General features: G+C 52.3%; 16 protein-coding genes. 14 read left to right on the forward strand and 2 right to left on the reverse strand.

Going from position 1 to position 14,279, the window contains the following annotated elements; genetic code table 11:
• Positions 1 to 32 precede the first annotated feature (32 nt).
• The 4 genes from M467_RS19945 to M467_RS19960 are packed head-to-tail and all read left to right on the forward strand — an operon-like array spanning position 33 to position 2,479.
• Entirely contained in the window at positions 33 to 386 is a 354-nt protein-coding gene (locus tag M467_RS19945; RefSeq protein WP_021065912.1) for a PadR family transcriptional regulator, read from the forward strand.
• On the forward strand, positions 361 to 1,116 hold the full coding sequence (locus M467_RS19950; RefSeq protein ID WP_021065913.1) for an HAAS domain-containing protein: 756 nt from the start codon (positions 361 to 363) through the stop codon (positions 1,114 to 1,116). Before M467_RS19945 ends, M467_RS19950 begins: the two co-directional genes overlap by 26 nt.
• Complete coding sequence (locus M467_RS19955) at positions 1,116 to 1,472, forward strand: hypothetical protein (protein ID WP_021065914.1); 357 nt, start codon at positions 1,116 to 1,118, stop codon at positions 1,470 to 1,472. Before M467_RS19950 ends, M467_RS19955 begins: the two co-directional genes overlap by 1 nt.
• Before the next feature lie 59 nt (positions 1,473 to 1,531).
• A complete protein-coding gene (locus tag M467_RS19960) occupies positions 1,532 to 2,479 on the forward strand; it encodes an alpha/beta hydrolase (protein WP_021065915.1) in 948 nt (315 codons plus the stop codon).
• A 13-nt stretch (positions 2,480 to 2,492) separates the two neighbouring features.
• Here the strand turns inward: M467_RS19960 and M467_RS19965 are convergent, their stop codons facing one another.
• Entirely contained in the window at positions 2,493 to 3,335 is an 843-nt protein-coding gene (locus tag M467_RS19965) for a GNAT family N-acetyltransferase (protein WP_021065916.1), read from the reverse strand.
• 72 nt (positions 3,336 to 3,407) lie between these two features.
• Between M467_RS19965 and M467_RS19970 the strand changes: the two genes are divergently transcribed.
• Positions 3,408 to 4,115: a YjjG family noncanonical pyrimidine nucleotidase gene (locus tag M467_RS19970; protein ID WP_021065917.1), complete on the forward strand. Its 708-nt coding sequence runs from the start codon at positions 3,408 to 3,410 to the stop codon at positions 4,113 to 4,115.
• On the opposite strand, the gene M467_RS19975 is transcribed toward M467_RS19970, so the two are convergent.
• Positions 4,089 to 4,535, reverse strand: a complete 447-nt coding sequence (locus tag M467_RS19975) for an NUDIX hydrolase (protein WP_021065918.1) — start codon at positions 4,533 to 4,535, stop codon at positions 4,089 to 4,091. The genes M467_RS19970 and M467_RS19975 overlap by 27 nt on opposite strands.
• 53 nt (positions 4,536 to 4,588) lie before the next feature.
• On the opposite strand from M467_RS19975, the gene M467_RS19980 reads away from it, so the two are divergent.
• From M467_RS19980 to pelG, 9 genes are all read left to right on the forward strand, one after another.
• On the forward strand, positions 4,589 to 5,191 hold the full coding sequence (locus M467_RS19980; protein ID WP_021065919.1) for a pentapeptide repeat-containing protein: 603 nt from the start codon (positions 4,589 to 4,591) through the stop codon (positions 5,189 to 5,191).
• Positions 5,188 to 6,027 carry an aminoglycoside 6-adenylyltransferase gene (locus M467_RS19985; RefSeq protein ID WP_021065920.1) on the forward strand — a complete coding sequence of 280 codons (840 nt, stop codon included), beginning with the start codon at positions 5,188 to 5,190 and terminating at the stop codon, positions 6,025 to 6,027. The genes M467_RS19980 and M467_RS19985 overlap by 4 nt, the downstream gene beginning before the upstream one ends.
• A gap of 48 nt (positions 6,028 to 6,075) precedes the next feature.
• Complete coding sequence (locus M467_RS31775; protein WP_021065921.1) at positions 6,076 to 6,228, forward strand: hypothetical protein; 153 nt, start codon at positions 6,076 to 6,078, stop codon at positions 6,226 to 6,228.
• Positions 6,229 to 6,447: 219 nt separating this feature from the next.
• Positions 6,448 to 7,275, forward strand: a complete 828-nt coding sequence (locus tag M467_RS19995) for a glycoside hydrolase family 191 protein (RefSeq protein ID WP_021065922.1) — start codon at positions 6,448 to 6,450, stop codon at positions 7,273 to 7,275.
• A gap of 161 nt (positions 7,276 to 7,436) precedes the next feature.
• Complete coding sequence (locus M467_RS20000; protein WP_021065923.1) at positions 7,437 to 8,606, forward strand: GAF domain-containing protein; 1,170 nt, start codon at positions 7,437 to 7,439, stop codon at positions 8,604 to 8,606.
• Between the two features lie 4 nt (positions 8,607 to 8,610).
• Positions 8,611 to 9,549 (forward strand): tetratricopeptide repeat protein, encoded by a 939-nt coding sequence (locus tag M467_RS20005; RefSeq protein ID WP_021065924.1) that lies wholly within the window; start codon positions 8,611 to 8,613, stop codon positions 9,547 to 9,549.
• Positions 9,531 to 11,378: a DUF2194 domain-containing protein gene (locus tag M467_RS20010; RefSeq protein WP_021065925.1), complete on the forward strand. Its 1,848-nt coding sequence runs from the start codon at positions 9,531 to 9,533 to the stop codon at positions 11,376 to 11,378. Before M467_RS20005 ends, M467_RS20010 begins: the two co-directional genes overlap by 19 nt.
• Positions 11,375 to 12,793, forward strand: coding sequence for a GT4 family glycosyltransferase PelF (pelF, locus tag M467_RS20015; protein ID WP_021065926.1), 1,419 nt, complete (start codon positions 11,375 to 11,377; stop codon positions 12,791 to 12,793). The genes M467_RS20010 and pelF overlap by 4 nt, the downstream gene beginning before the upstream one ends.
• Positions 12,774 to 14,222 carry an exopolysaccharide Pel transporter PelG gene (pelG, locus tag M467_RS20020; RefSeq protein ID WP_021065927.1) on the forward strand — a complete coding sequence of 483 codons (1,449 nt, stop codon included), beginning with the start codon at positions 12,774 to 12,776 and terminating at the stop codon, positions 14,220 to 14,222. The genes pelF and pelG overlap by 20 nt, the downstream gene beginning before the upstream one ends.
• The last annotated feature ends 57 nt before the right edge of the window (positions 14,223 to 14,279 follow it).

Genomic DNA, 14,279 nt, shown 5'->3' on the forward strand with positions numbered 1-14,279 from the left:
ACAAGTTAGTTTAACGAAAGTGAGGTCACGCCATGGCGATGAGTCAAATGTTAAAAGGATTGCTCGAAGGTTGCCTGTTGGCCATCATCGATAAAGGAGAGACGTACGGCTATGAGATGTCGGAGAAGTTGCAGGCGTACGGATTCACGATGGTGAGTGAGGGCAGTATTTACCCGGTCCTGTTACGGATGAAGAAAGACGGCTGGGTTGAGACGGTCCAAAAAGCGTTACCATCAGGGGGACCGAAACGAAAATATTACATTTTGACGGAGGCGGGGCACCAAGAGTTGCTGGCCTTCAAACAACGTTGGGCGGAAGTGTCAAGCGGTGTCGACCGCGTACTCGGAGAGGGGAATGAAGATGGAACTTTCAAAAAAGAGTCGTGATTTTTTGGATGACTTGGCGGTATATCTCATGTCGAGCGGGAAATCGGAAGATGAAGTAAAAGAAGTTGTCGAGGAGTTAAAAGACCATCTCGAAGAAGCGGAACGAGCGGGAAAAGGTGTGGACGAGGTCGTCGGCCAGAGCCCGAAAGACTACATGCAACACCTCGGAAGCGAGATGACGTTTGACGTGAAGGGATTCGTCAAAATTGTTGCGATGATCATTCCGAACGTGTTCGCCTACATCATCATCGCTAATTTCATTCAAGGCGAGATGACATTCTCGACGGTCCAGTTGATTGGGTTCCCGCTCATCGCCGTCCTGTTCTTGCTGGCCGCCTCACAAGCGTTCCGCCACATGTCGGTCCGCTCAAAAGAAAGCAAATTTAAAAATGGGGCGACGTACATCACGCTCGCTGCGCTGCCGATGACATTGTTCCTCGGGCTGATGATACTCGACATCTTCGTCGAGACCCCGACGATCGTGTTCGGTCCAACCGGTCAACTCGTATTGTTCGGACTGGCCGTCGTCACGTTGCTCACCGTCTCGGTGTGGACGAAGACATGGATCAATCTGATCATTCCGATTCTCTTATTCGGACCACAATACGCGTTTGCCCAGACGAGTTTGCCGCTCGAGCAACAACTTATTTTCTCGATGCTGATTCTGTTCGTCGGGATGGGGGTCTTCTTGTTCGTCTGGTGGAAAAAGAATCAACAGGGGCAAGCATGATGCTCGGACGAATCATTTTTGTCGCGATCTTGTGTCTGCCGTGGGGTTTTTTCGTGACAGCGGCAGACTTTCTATGGGGGAATGCGCTCGGTTATCTTCTGATTCCAGCGATCGTGTGGTCGAGTGTGTGGTGGTTTGGGCGGCGTGAGATGTTCCCGTGGCTCGCATGTGGGCTCATCGTATCGTATGTCATTTCCACGGCGATGGTTTGGCACGTCGATGGGGCGTGGGATTATTTCTTCAAGCCGATTGGCCAGTCTATCCTCGTGAATGTCTGGACCATTGTTTACGCGAGTGGTGTCGTTTTGGCGTATATGTATCGTCGTGCTTTGCAAAAAGCACGTGAATCTGCTTAAGGTCGGACGCGGCTGGGAATAGGCAACTGAACGCCTAAAAGAGAAAGAAGGGATTCCCGTTGCCAGTCAATCCGACGATTCAATTTTATTTGAACCAGTTTCAAAATCAGCTCTCGACCACATATGACCAATTGGATCCGCTCGAATTAAGACGACAAGAAGACGCAATGATGACCCGATTTCAACATAGAGAACATGTGCTTGATGTCGAGGAGCGCTGGATCACGCTCCCGAATCGCTCACTTCCAATCCGCATCTATCGATCGAGTCGAACGCTTGCCCCTGCCCTCGTCTATTATCACGGGGGTGGCTATGTCACGGGGAGTCTCGACACGCATGATGCGATTTGCCGGACGATCGCGAATGAGGCCGACTGTACCGTCATCTCGGTCGGTTATCGACTCGCGCCGGAACATAAATTCCCGACAGCCGTCTACGACAGCTATGAGGCGCTCGTTTGGATTGCGGATCACGCCTCGGAACTCGAAATCGATGCCGAGCGCATCGCCGTCGGCGGTGACAGCGCTGGGGGGACGCTCGCCACGGTCAGCGCTTTGATGGCCATCGAGCAAGGCCGTCCCCTCGCCATGCATCAGCTGTTATTTTATCCGGTGACGGGGACCGAGGAGAATCTGCCGTTATCGTTAATCGAGTATGCGACCGGCTATTTGCTCGATGAAGCGTTGATTCGTTGGTTCCAACACCAATACTTTCATGACGAGGCAGAATTGACCCACCCATACGCCTCGCCGATTGTTTCGCCACATTTGGCGAAACTGCCGCCGACGACGCTGTTGACGGCCGAGTATGACCCGCTTCGTGATCTCGGACGAGCGTATGCCAACAAGTTGATCAGTCTCGGTGTCCCGGTGACGTATCAAAATTATGGAGGTTTGATTCACGGGTTCGTCAACTATTACACGTACGTCCCGGAAGCGAGACGAGCCGTCAAAGAATCTGCACAGGCGCTCGGACATGCATTCCATACACAAAAAACTCGCCCATGAGGCGAGTTTTTTTTCATGCTTTCGATAAACTCGGGAAGCGACAACCTTCCGGGAAGAGTTGCCCTTCGTTCATACGAATCATCCATTGACCATCACGGGACGGGCGTTGCTCCACACCGTCCAGCTCAGGCGTGAATTCGAAGACGATCTCGGTGATGCCTTCGAACGAGAGTCGGGCCACGACGTCACGCAAATCGACGGGCAGAGATGACAGCACCGCGAATAATCTCAGGCGCGTGCCTTCAATCAAATAGATGACATGCACGTCGTCGAAGCGATAAACGTCTTTGTTCATACCTTGATAGTAGTGGAACATCCAAATATGCATGTCGTCCGTCGCATAGAGGCGTGGCGAAAACGGGAGCGACTCCAGCTTGAAACGACGCCACTGCTCGGCATCGATGTCGACGCGTTCGAGTGGAGCCGCAGATCCCGATACTGAAACAAACAGCTCCGGTTCGGGCTGGACGGAGAACCCTTGTTGCTCGTAAAACGGTTCCACCCCTTCGTCACAAGCCAAAAAATAAGGCAATCCATCGGCGTCATGTTGCTTGAACACATACTTGAAAATACGGGTGGCGAGCCCTAGTCCTTGTCGGTCCTCGTCCGTCATGACCGTCCCGATTTGGTACGTTTCGCGAGCGGTTCCGTCCGTCATCAGTGTCATCCGGCTCATCCCGACGTTCGAGACGACGTTCCGATAGGACGTCAACGAATAGCAACGATAGCGGTCGGTCCATTCACCAGCCCGATACCAGGCACGAAAATCGATGCCAAACATCTCATCGGCCAAATAGAAAAACGACGCGAGTTCTTTGTCCGAATACTCAAGGTTGCTGATGGGTGGTTTCGGCATGTGGCTCACTCCCTGTTTTGAACTTCTCGGCCCATTCCTGTACATTAGAGGCAGAGAGGGGTAATAGAGATTATGAAACGGTATGAAGCGATTTTATTCGATGTCGACGATACGTTGCTCGACTTTAAACAGAGCGAGCACGTCGCCTTGGAGCAGTTGCTCGCTGCCCACAACGTTCGGATGACAGATGAATTGAAACAACAGTACGTGACGATCAATAACGGATTATGGCGCGCGTTCGAGCGTGGCGAGGTCGGACGGGAAGACGTCTTAATGGGCCGACACACGCAACTGTTCGATACGCTCGGCATCACGATCGATGCACATGAAGTCGAACAGCGCTATCGCGACCATTTGCACGACGGGGTGCACATCATCGATGGGGCACTCGAGCTCGTCCAAACACTCAGTGAACAGTATCCGCTCTATATCGTCACGAACGGTGTGACGGAGACGCAGTTCAAGCGGCTCGAAGCGTCGGGACTGCTTCCTTATTTCAAGGACGTGTTCGTCTCGGATGCGACCGGATCACAAAAACCGATGAAACCGTTCTTCGATTACGTGTTCGACCGCGTGCCGAATGTGGCACCGGAACGCGGACTCATCGTCGGTGACTCGCTGACGGCAGATATCGCCGGCGGGCGCATGTATGGGCTCGACACGTGCTGGTACAACCCGCACGAGATTGCGGCGACGGTCGAGACGACATATGAGATTCAAGACTTGCACGAATTGAAGTCGATTCTATCAAGCTCAGCGATCGATAAAGTGGGGCGGTAGTGATTGCGGCAACGCATAGAGTGTCTCCGGGAAGAGTTTCAAGTCCCGGAGCGCGTCGAGCGGCTGCCAACGATAGATGAGGTGATCGCCTTCCGGTCCGTGGAAGTCTCCATGCCGGAGCGGGAGGTCACCCGATACATAAAAGTACATGCCGATCTCATGCACGGTGCGCTCCAAATACGTGAAGAAATTTTCGGAGACGAAAGCGAACGTCGTTCCCGTCAGTGTCGCTTCGAGTTCTTCTTGCAGCTCACGCGTCAAGGCGAGCTCGGCTTCTTCGCCGATGCCGACCCGGCCGCCCGGCAACGCCCAAAAGTCATCGTTCACGTTCCGATGAACGAGCAAATGACCGTCCTGGACCCAGATGCCGGCAACGCGATAATTGAACGTGCCGTGCTCGGTCGGAAATACGATATCCATTTTCATCACTCCATTCCTTAAGCTACATCAATTATACGTCAAGGGGGCAGGTCATGTTTCAATCAAATGAGAGTTATAAAGGCGAGGACTTCCGCGACGAGACGCTCCGTGACATCCAACTCACGCAGACGACGTTCGAGAACTGTCGCTTTACCTATATCGATGCGACCGAGTTCGAGACCGAACAGTGTCGTTTCATCAACTGTGACTTCACCGATTCGAAGTGGAACGCCTCGCGCCACAGCGGCAGCTCGTTCCTGAACTGTCAGTTCAACGGGGCGAATCTGTTTTTGAGCGAGTTCGATCAGTGCAAGATGACGGGTTCGTCGTTCGAGTCATGCACGTTCGAAGGGGTCGTCGTTCGGGAAGGAGATTGGTCGTTCGTCAATCTGCGTCACGCCCCGCTCCGGAAGATGGATTGGTCCGGTGTCCGTTTGACCGAGGCGGATTTATACGGTGCGGATTTGAAAGAATCACGCTGGACGAACGCCGTCTTGTCCCGCGCCGTGTTGCAGCACGCGGATTGCTCCGGTGCCGATTTTGTAGGGGCCGAGATGGACGGGGTCGATTTCTCGGACGTCATTCTGAAACAAGCGACGATCGATGTGATACAGGCCGTCCAAGTCGCCCGCTCGCTCGGGGCGAACGTCATATGACCAATGAGCAAGTGCTCGAGCACTTGACGTCCGTGGCCGCAGAGCGGGAAGACGTCCGCGTCCTCGTCTTGAACGGGTCGCTCGTCAATCCGAACGTAAAACCAGACCGTTTTCAAGACGTCGATATCACTTGTTTCGTCGAAGACGTGACCACGTTCATCGAGGACCGTTCCTGGATGCTGCCGCTCGGGGACGTCTTGATCATGCAGACGCCTGATGAGGTGCCGGGAGGCGACGAATATGAGCGTTTTACGTTTCTCGTCCAGTTTGCAGCCGGTCATCGCGTCGATTTGACCGTTCGCCCGCTGCGTGACGTGCAACAGGCGATTCAAGCGGACTCACTCAGTCTCGTCCTCGTCGATAAAGACGGGATTGCCGGTCAACCGATTCCATCTGATGACACGTACCGTATCCACCGACCGAGCCGATTTGACTATGAGCAGTGTTGGAACGAGTTTTGGTGGGTGTCGCTTTACGTCGTCAAAGGCATCAAGCGGGGGCAGTTATTATACGCGTACGACCATGTCACGATTATGCGGACGATGCTCCGTCAGATGCTGTCGTGGGAGGTCGGTTTTAAGACGGACTTCACCGTGAACGCCGGGAAGGCCGGTGACGCTCTGGCCCCATATATGGATGCGGCAAGGTGGGACGGCTATCTTCATACATTTCCGGCAATCGAGATCACTTCCCTCGAGGCGGCCCATGAAGCGTTGGTCGAGCAGTTCGAACGCACGAGCAGACGGGTCGCCGAGCGGGCGGGATATCCGTTTCGTGCAGATGAAGCCCGACGAATTCGTGACGCCTTTTCGACGCTTTGGTGTTCAAACGATTAAGTTTCGGTCGAGTCGGGAAAAGCCCCTCTATAGAAGGGGGAATGACGCTTGAATCCGTATACGACGTTCATCGCGCTCCTAGTAGGGAGTTTACTCTTATTTGTCGGCATCCGGACGAAGAAATGGCCGATTGTTGTCGTGGCCTTATTTCCGCTTGGACTCGTGGCCTTCAACTTATATTTGCTGATTACTGGACGCTAGAAGACTGTTTTCATCAGTCTTCTTTTTTGTATAGCCAATTTTTAGTGAGCGGAATCGGGCGAGAGACGTTTAGGTCGGGCCAGAACCGGGCAACTCTCAATAAATCGATTCTCATCCATTTTCTCCCTTCTAAAGAAACAATTAGCATGTTTACTCGTTGTTCAACATCAAACGGACCGATTCACACCAAGACAGATTGCTCACCAAGGAGGTGTCCGCGTGCGACGATTGTGGCTTACCGGCTTATTGCTCATCTTCTTTTTAGGAGGATGTACGACGCGAGAGCCGTTTGATTTTGATGAGATTCACTCTTACAAGATTTTCTATAACATGCCGACCGAGGCGATTATCGAGGATATGGCTCGCTACGACCTCGTCATTATCGAACCGATTTGGTATACGCCCGAACAGATCGAGACGATTCGGTCGAACGGGACGAAAGTGTTCGGATATATAAATGTGATGGAGGCGGATTCGTGGAATCGAGCGCTGATTGGCCAAATGGACAAGGATGACTACTTCTATCGAGACGGGGAACGGATTTACTTTCCGAAGTGGGACTCGTATTTGACCGATATCAGTTCGGCCGACTTTCGCAAAATTTTAATCCGCGAAATTCAAAAACAAGTCATCAACAAGCATTTGGATGGTATTTTCCTTGATACGGTCGGGGACATCGATGACGTCCATTTGGATTATCCAGAAGACTTAGCGGAACAGTTGGCTGGGCTCGAGGATTTTCTGCAGGCGATTGAGCGTACGTATCCCGGCGTTCCGGTCGTTCAAAATTGGGGCATCGAGACGCTCGAACGGACGAGTGCCCCGTACGTGGAAGGCTTCATGTGGGAAGGCTTCAACTACACCGAAATCACATCTGATTCGTGGTCGATGGAGATGCTCGACCGGATGAACGCGATTCAAGACGAGTATGGGATTGCCGTCCTCACCGTGTCCGATCAAGAGGAAGCGACCAGTCGGGACATGGCCGAAGCGAACGGATTTATTCATTATCACGAACCAACGTATTACAATACGTGGGATTTTTAGGTGTTGATTAGGGTATGAGGAAAATAGAAGATGCCGTCATCCACTACTTACATTCGGCTGCCTATGTGTTGGACCAGTAACGAGGAACCAATCGCGAGGAGGGGATTATCATTTTATACGCTCAAGACCGTCCGTGGCTCAAATGGGTTGAGATTCTTGTCGTGTTCGCGCTGTTGATTGGAATCGATTTATTCTTTAATCTGGGCACGATTCAAAATGAGTTGAACTTGTTTTATGCGGCCGCCATCTTATTCGCCTTACGATACGGCACTATCTTCGGCTTAATCAGTTTTGGCATCTTGCTCCTCTATAAAGTGTTATACACCGGCTTAATGGGAGGGGACATCTTCCTCTTGTTCTACGATACAAACTCACTTCTTACACTGTTTTACTACTTCGCCATCACCGTCATCGTCGGGTTGTTCAGCACCTCATTTCGAGAGCGTTATGAAATCAGTCAGTTCCGCAATGAGGAACTGAAAGATGAGAACACGTATTTGAAAGAGACCGTCGATTTACTCAACACTTCGCAAACGACACTTCGTCAAAAACTACTTCAATCCGAATACAGCTTGAACCAATTGTATGAACTTGCCGTATCGCTCGACTTGCCACACCCGGAACTGATTCGAAGCGAAACGATTCGCCTGCTGAAAAAGACGTTTTTAGCGAGCGATGTCGCCATTTACCACGTCGACCGCTCCCAGAAATCGATGCGCCTCTTGATTCGGCAAACCGAAACGAAAGAGTTCCCGCAAACGATTTTCCTTGACGAGGCGTCAAGCATGTTCAAACGGTTCTTCCAAGTCCAAGAGACGACACTCCGTCAGCTCGATGATGAGGACACGGACCCGATGTTGCTCGCGCCGATCGTCGTGGACGGACAGACACGTGAAGTCGTCGTCATCAAACGCTTGCCGCTCCGCAAGTTGACGACCGATGACTTGCATGTCTTGAATATCTTATTCTCGTGGATTGGGACGCGCGTCCAAAACGCCGAAAACCTGATTCGCAAAGAGCAGCACGAGAAAATGCATAAAGGCACCTCGTTCTATAAGAAAGAGGCGTTCACGGAACTGGTCGCCATTCAAGAACAAAAGAAACTTCACCACGGACAGCCGTATATCGTGCTCGATTATGCGCTCGGCTATGAACCGGTCTCGCTCGAGAGTATCGAGGCCATCGTCCACTCGTATTTACGGGAAATCGATGTCGTCGGCTACGATCCCGAAGACAACAAGCTGTTGCTGTTGCTCCCCGGGACGAGTGAAGAACACCGTCAACGGATTTATGATCGGATCGAAGGGATTTTGATCCAGAAGGGAGTGTGACGGGATGGAGCCGACGGTTCGTTTCGGATTGATTGGGATTTATGTCGTTCACGCCGTGCTCGCCTTCGTCTTGCTAATCGTGTTGAAACGAAAGATGAAAGCACCCGACTATGGGGTCGCGGTAGCGGCCCTCAGTTTCGGACTGTTCCTACCGTTTGTGGCCGAATTTGCCGTCTTTGCGGTGTATCGTTTGGCTGAGCGCTTTGGCCGGAGCGGTCTGATTGAAGACTATGACGACTATATCGATTTCAAAGTCGTCAACTATGAACAGATTCGTCATGAAGCGAATAGTAGCGCGCACTTGTTACCGCTCACCGATGCCATCAATTCCAAAGATCCGGCCATCCGAAAACATTCGATTTTGACGCACGTCAACCAGTCGATTGACCAGCAAGGGAAATATTTGCAGATGGGTCTCGAGAGCAAGGACAGTGAGACCGTCCACTATGCGGCAGCGACGATGAATATCTTGATCGATCAGTATGAACAAGAACTGAAATTAGCGAAACGCGAGTATGATTTAGGGAATCCGGACACGATTCAACGGCTCGCGACAATCTATAAACGGATGATTCATAGCGAGCTCATCACTGAGGTCATGTTGAAGGACAAGCAGACCGCATGGCTTGAAGAATTGTTAAAAGTAAAGACGCTCTATCCGCCGGCACCATGGATTTATGAAGACTTGAACGAGATTTATCTCACGTTACAGCATCCGAAAGAGCAATTGAACATCCTGAAGGAGTACGTCCATCATTTCCCTGAAAGAATCGAGGCCCACCTCATGCTCATCAACTTCTATTATGAGCGGGAGCGTTGGAACGAAGTGAAGGCGGTCATGTTTATGATGCAGACCCAGTTTTCGCTCGAGGATGTGCCGTATGAGTACCGACTGTTGTTTGAAGAATGGAGTGACACGACATCATGGAAAAACGAACTGTAATCTCATTCTCGCTCTTCATCGTCTTATTTCTAGTCATCGTCGGTGCGATTCAATACTTACGGATTCATTCGCTGCACACTTTACTGCCGAACGTCGCCGAGCAGCAGATGAATATCGATCAATTGAAGAGTGATGCGTCAGCGAAAGCGGGCGAACATCAACTTCAAATTTATCTCGTCCGGGATGAAGGAGATTTGGCGGTCGAGACGGCGGACAATCTGCGTCACGGCTTGCAGTACGCGAAGCTCGACGTGCGTGAAGTCAGTCCTGGTGCCGTCGGATCGATTGCGCCTTCTCCGTATACGATTATCATTTTTACCGGAGAAGATTCATCGAGATGGCCGTTCGTCGCGATGAAGCGTTACGTCGAACAGGGCGGCAACCTCGTGTTCGCGAACCGGTTCAAAGACCCCGCGTGGAACGCGTTGACCGGGATTGAAGAAATTGGTGAGTATGTGCCGGACGTATACGGCTTGAATTTCGAGGAGACGATTTTCCCGGGCTATGTCGACTTGAATCCGCCGGACGACCTGTTCGTTCATAGCGTCGTCGACTTTGCAATCGCGGATGACGCCAACGTCATGTTGTCAGCCGAAGGTTTCCCAATCCTGTGGGAATACGGAGTCGGCGAAGGGAACGTCCTATACTGGAACACGACTATCACGAACCAAAAGATGATTCGCGGGCTGTTCGTGCAGACGCTCGGCACGATGCCACCGGCGTTCGTCACGGCACAAGCGGCCATCAAACTCATGTACATTGATGATTTCCCGGCACCGGTCATGGATGGGAAGATGAAAGATGTCTCTGCCACCCCGCTTGATAAATCCGTCAAAGACTTCTTCGCCGAAGATTGGTGGGAAGACATGGTCGATTTAGCGAAAGACGACGATGTGATTTATACAGGTGCCATGATTGGGACGTATGAGGAAGAGATGGAACTTGTCGATGAGCAGTTGATTAAGCGCGGCGAGTTTCCGATGTTGTATTTCGGGCGAAAACTGATTGCCCACGGCGGTGAAATCGGCCTGCATGGCTATAATCATCAGTCGCTCGTCACGGCCGATGAACCGATTGATCCGACGTATGGATATATCCCGTGGAAAGATAAAGACGAGATGAAACGGTCGTTATTACAGGCCGAATCCGTATTTGCGAACTATTTCCCGGCCGAGACGCTCAAGTCATACGTCCCACCGTCGAACGCGCTCAACCGGACGGGAGTCGATGCGATTGCCGAGGCGTTGCCGGAACTTCGTACAATCGCCTCGCTCTACACCGGAGAACCGGAAAGCGGGGATTTCGTGCAAGAGTTCGAATTTGATGCGACGCACCCGAATCTCTATCATTTCCCGCGCGTGACGAGCGATTACGGGGAAGAGCGCGGCTCGATTTTTCAGATGGTCGATGCAATCGCCAACTTCGGCGTGTTTTCACACTTCATTCACCCGGATGATGTCATCGATCCAGACCGGGCCTTCGGACGGGACTGGGATACGATGTTCACGAGCCTGCGAAAAATCGTCCATGACGTGAGAGACCAATATCCGCATCTCGAAGCGTATACGCAACATTACGCGACCGAAAAGATGATCACCTACCAACAAGCTGATTTGAACGTCACGTTCGATGAGTCGACGGTCTATTTGGCCGGGGAAGGGCTCGTCAACCCGTCTCATTTTACGATTCGCCTGAAACCGGGCCAGTCACTCGAGACAGGAAAGTTTGATTTCGGGACGGTCGAGCAGTGGGAGGCCGACCGACCGCTCTATCTCGTCAAACTGACATCGGCGAACGCTGAGATCGACATCAAGGGGGAAGCGCAATGAAAATCGGACTTGTCTTAGAGGGCAGTTATCCGTACGTGAGCGGAGGCGTATCGAGCTGGACGCAGACGTTAATCGAGGCGATGCCCGAGGTGTCGTTTGAAATCATCTCGATTCAACCGACCGAGAAACGGCCAGAAGACATGAAATACGCGCTCCCTCCGAACGTCTCCGGCATCACCCATCTGTATTTGAACGACGTAGGTGAACGCGCGAGGGGACGATTGAAGTGGGGTGCCGACGACGAACAGAACGTGTCGGATTGGCTCATGTTAAGAAGCCCGAACCGGCAAGCGTTGCGACTACTCGGGAAAGAAGTGCCTTCGAGCGAGGCGTTTTTCGCGAGCGAGTTCTTTTGGCGCAACGTGAAGGCCGCCTACGCCGAAGAGATGAACGGCGGCTCGTTCATCGACTATTTCTGGATGTGGCAAAGCATGTACACCCCGATTTTGCGGGTGCTCCATCAGCCGCTCCCGAAAGTCGACCTCGTCCATTCCGTATCGACGGGTTATGCCGGGGTAGTCGCTTCCTACATGAAAGAGACGCAAGGGATCCCGTTCATCTTGACCGAGCATGGCATTTATTCCCGTGAACGCGAGGAAGAAATTTTACAGTCGTATTGGATTCCGGCGCCGTATAAGCCGAGATGGGTCCGGTTCTTCCACCACTTGTCCCGCGAGGCGTATAACGCGGCCGATGAAATTATCACCTTGTTCGAGCGGAATCGCGAATATCAGGAATGGATCGGCGCCCCGAGCGAGAAGACGAAAATTATCGCCAACGGGATTGCCGACCGACAAATCCAGGCGACGGTCAATCGTCCGGAGCACGACCTCTTTCAAATCGGTGCCATCGTCCGCCTCGTTCCGATCAAAGACTTGAAGACGATGATTTACGCCGCCAAGATTTTGCAGGAGCGGCATCGTCTGTTCAAACTGACAATCATGGGTCCACTCGACGAGGATGAAGAATATGCGGAAGAGTGCCGTCTGCTCATCGAACAGAGCGGATTGAGCGATTATGTCGAACTGGCCGGGAAAGTGGACGTCCAAACGTATTTGCCGACCTTTGATCTACTGCTCCTGACGAGCATCTCGGAAGGGCAGCCGCTCGCGATTCTCGAAGGCATGGCCGCTGGGATTCCGTGGGTCGCCACCGATGTCGGCGCCTGTTCCGAGCTTTTATACGGACGAGCGGATGACCCGTTTGGTCCGGCCGGTTTCATCGTGCCACCGGTTCATCCGGAAGCGGTCGCCGACAAAGTCGAATGGATGATGGATTACCCGCAGGAACGAATGCGGTTCGGCAAGAACGGACGGGAGCGGGTCCGCCAATATTATCGTCTCCAACAAGTCGTGGACCGCTATAAGGCTATCTATGAAGCGAGGAGGGAACAGTATGGCGGGCATCGGGTTTAAGTTACAGAAGTTGTTCCAAGAAGACTACTATTCGTCCCGGCTGAAGGCGTACACGTTCTCCGGCCTCGTCACATCCGGACCGTGGTTGATTGTCATCTTGGTCGTCGGTACGATTCAATGGTTGGCGTTCCAAATGCCGACGTTGTCGCTCGCCGAACGGACGCTCTTCATGATCTCGGTCTCGTACGCGTTCATCTTCTCGCAAATCTTGTTCAGTTTTCAACAGCTCGTCGTCACCCGATACGTGGCGGACTTGTTTTATGAGAAGAAGGCACATGAGATTTTCCCGGTGTTCACCGGGATGCTCAAAGTGACGATTCTCGCGGCAGGCTTGCTGTATAGTATCTTTTGGCTATTGTCGCCGCTCGATTTTCTGTACAAACTGACGTTGTTCGTTTTATTCATGACGATTAACGTCATCTGGGTCATGTTCTTGTTTTTAAGTGCCGCCAAGTATTATCAAGCGGTGGCCTATAGCTTCCTGCTCGGCGGACTTATCTCGGTCGGGAGCGTCTATGCGATTAGCCGTCTCATGGTCGACCCGTCGAGTCTCGAGCTGTTGCTCGGTTTCACGGTCGGGATGATTGTGACGTTGTTCGGGTTGTTCTTCGCGATGCTCCGGACGTTCCCGCTCCGTTACGCGGTGAAAGAGTTCTCGTACTTCAAGTACTTCGACCGCTATCCAGACTTGTTCGCCATCGGCGTGTTGTACGTGCTCGGGATTTGGGTCACGAATTTCATCATCTGGTTCGGTGAAGGACGTGTCATCATCGCGGACTCGTTCCTGTTCAACCCGTATTATGATACGGCCATCTTTTGGTCCTACTTGACGATTATCCCGACGCAACTGTTGTTCGTCGTTGCCGTCGAGACCCGGTTTTATGAGCGCTACCGTACGTTTTATGGATTGATCAACTACGGCGGGGCACTCCATCAAATCGAGAAGGCAAAACAGACGATGACGTCCGTATTGAAAAATGAGTTGATTCGACTCGCGCGGAGCCAAGGCGTCGTGACGCTGTTCGCCATCCTGATGGCGGGCGCGTTCGTCAGTTGGATTGGCGTCCCGGATGAGATTGGTCAAATCTTTCGGATGACGACGCTCGCGGCGTTCGCGAATGCGATGATTCTCATCTTGACGCTGTTGTTGCTCTATTTCGAGGACCGGCGCGGGGCGTTGTTCGTCAACATCTCGTTCTTCACGTTGAACGCGTTGTTCACGTTACTGCTCTTGCCGCGCGGCATCGATTGGTACGGTGTCGGCTTTGCCGTCAGCACAACGATCACGTTCTTCTTGGCCGGCCTGCGTTTGATTTATTATATGGGCAAAGTCGATTATTACGTGTTCGCCGCGTCGAACCGTCGCAAGCTCGGCACCGAGCGGTTCTCGCAAATGGGGACGTTGTTGAACCGGCGCTTTTCGCGATAAAGGGTTTTCAGTACAGGGAAAGACTGATATGATGTGGTCGTAGACGACCGAATTTCA

It is taken from the genome of Exiguobacterium chiriqhucha RW-2 (assembly GCF_000416965.1).
GTDB classification, from domain to species: domain Bacteria; phylum Bacillota; class Bacilli; order Exiguobacteriales; family Exiguobacteriaceae; genus Exiguobacterium; species Exiguobacterium chiriqhucha.

Excerpts from the sequence above, each read along its gene's own strand:
- M467_RS19945 (WP_021065912.1), top strand. The coding sequence starts at position 33 with ATGGCGATGAGTCAAATGTTAAAAGGATTGCTCGAAGGTTGCCTGTTG.
- M467_RS19950 (WP_021065913.1), top strand. The coding sequence starts at position 361 with ATGGAACTTTCAAAAAAGAGTCGTGATTTTTTGGATGACTTGGCGGTA.
- M467_RS19955 (WP_021065914.1), top strand. The coding sequence starts at position 1,116 with ATGCTCGGACGAATCATTTTTGTCGCGATCTTGTGTCTGCCGTGGGGT.
- M467_RS19965 (WP_021065916.1), bottom strand. The coding sequence starts at position 3,335 with ATGCCGAAACCACCCATCAGCAACCTTGAGTATTCGGACAAAGAACTC.
- M467_RS19970 (WP_021065917.1), top strand. The coding sequence starts at position 3,408 with ATGAAACGGTATGAAGCGATTTTATTCGATGTCGACGATACGTTGCTC.
- M467_RS19975 (WP_021065918.1), bottom strand. The coding sequence starts at position 4,535 with ATGGATATCGTATTTCCGACCGAGCACGGCACGTTCAATTATCGCGTT.
- M467_RS19980 (WP_021065919.1), top strand. The coding sequence starts at position 4,589 with ATGTTTCAATCAAATGAGAGTTATAAAGGCGAGGACTTCCGCGACGAG.
- M467_RS19985 (WP_021065920.1), top strand. The coding sequence starts at position 5,188 with ATGACCAATGAGCAAGTGCTCGAGCACTTGACGTCCGTGGCCGCAGAG.
- M467_RS20005 (WP_021065924.1), top strand. The coding sequence starts at position 8,611 with ATGGAGCCGACGGTTCGTTTCGGATTGATTGGGATTTATGTCGTTCAC.
- M467_RS20010 (WP_021065925.1), top strand. The coding sequence starts at position 9,531 with ATGGAAAAACGAACTGTAATCTCATTCTCGCTCTTCATCGTCTTATTT.
- pelF (WP_021065926.1), top strand. The coding sequence starts at position 11,375 with ATGAAAATCGGACTTGTCTTAGAGGGCAGTTATCCGTACGTGAGCGGA.
- pelG (WP_021065927.1), top strand. The coding sequence starts at position 12,774 with ATGGCGGGCATCGGGTTTAAGTTACAGAAGTTGTTCCAAGAAGACTAC.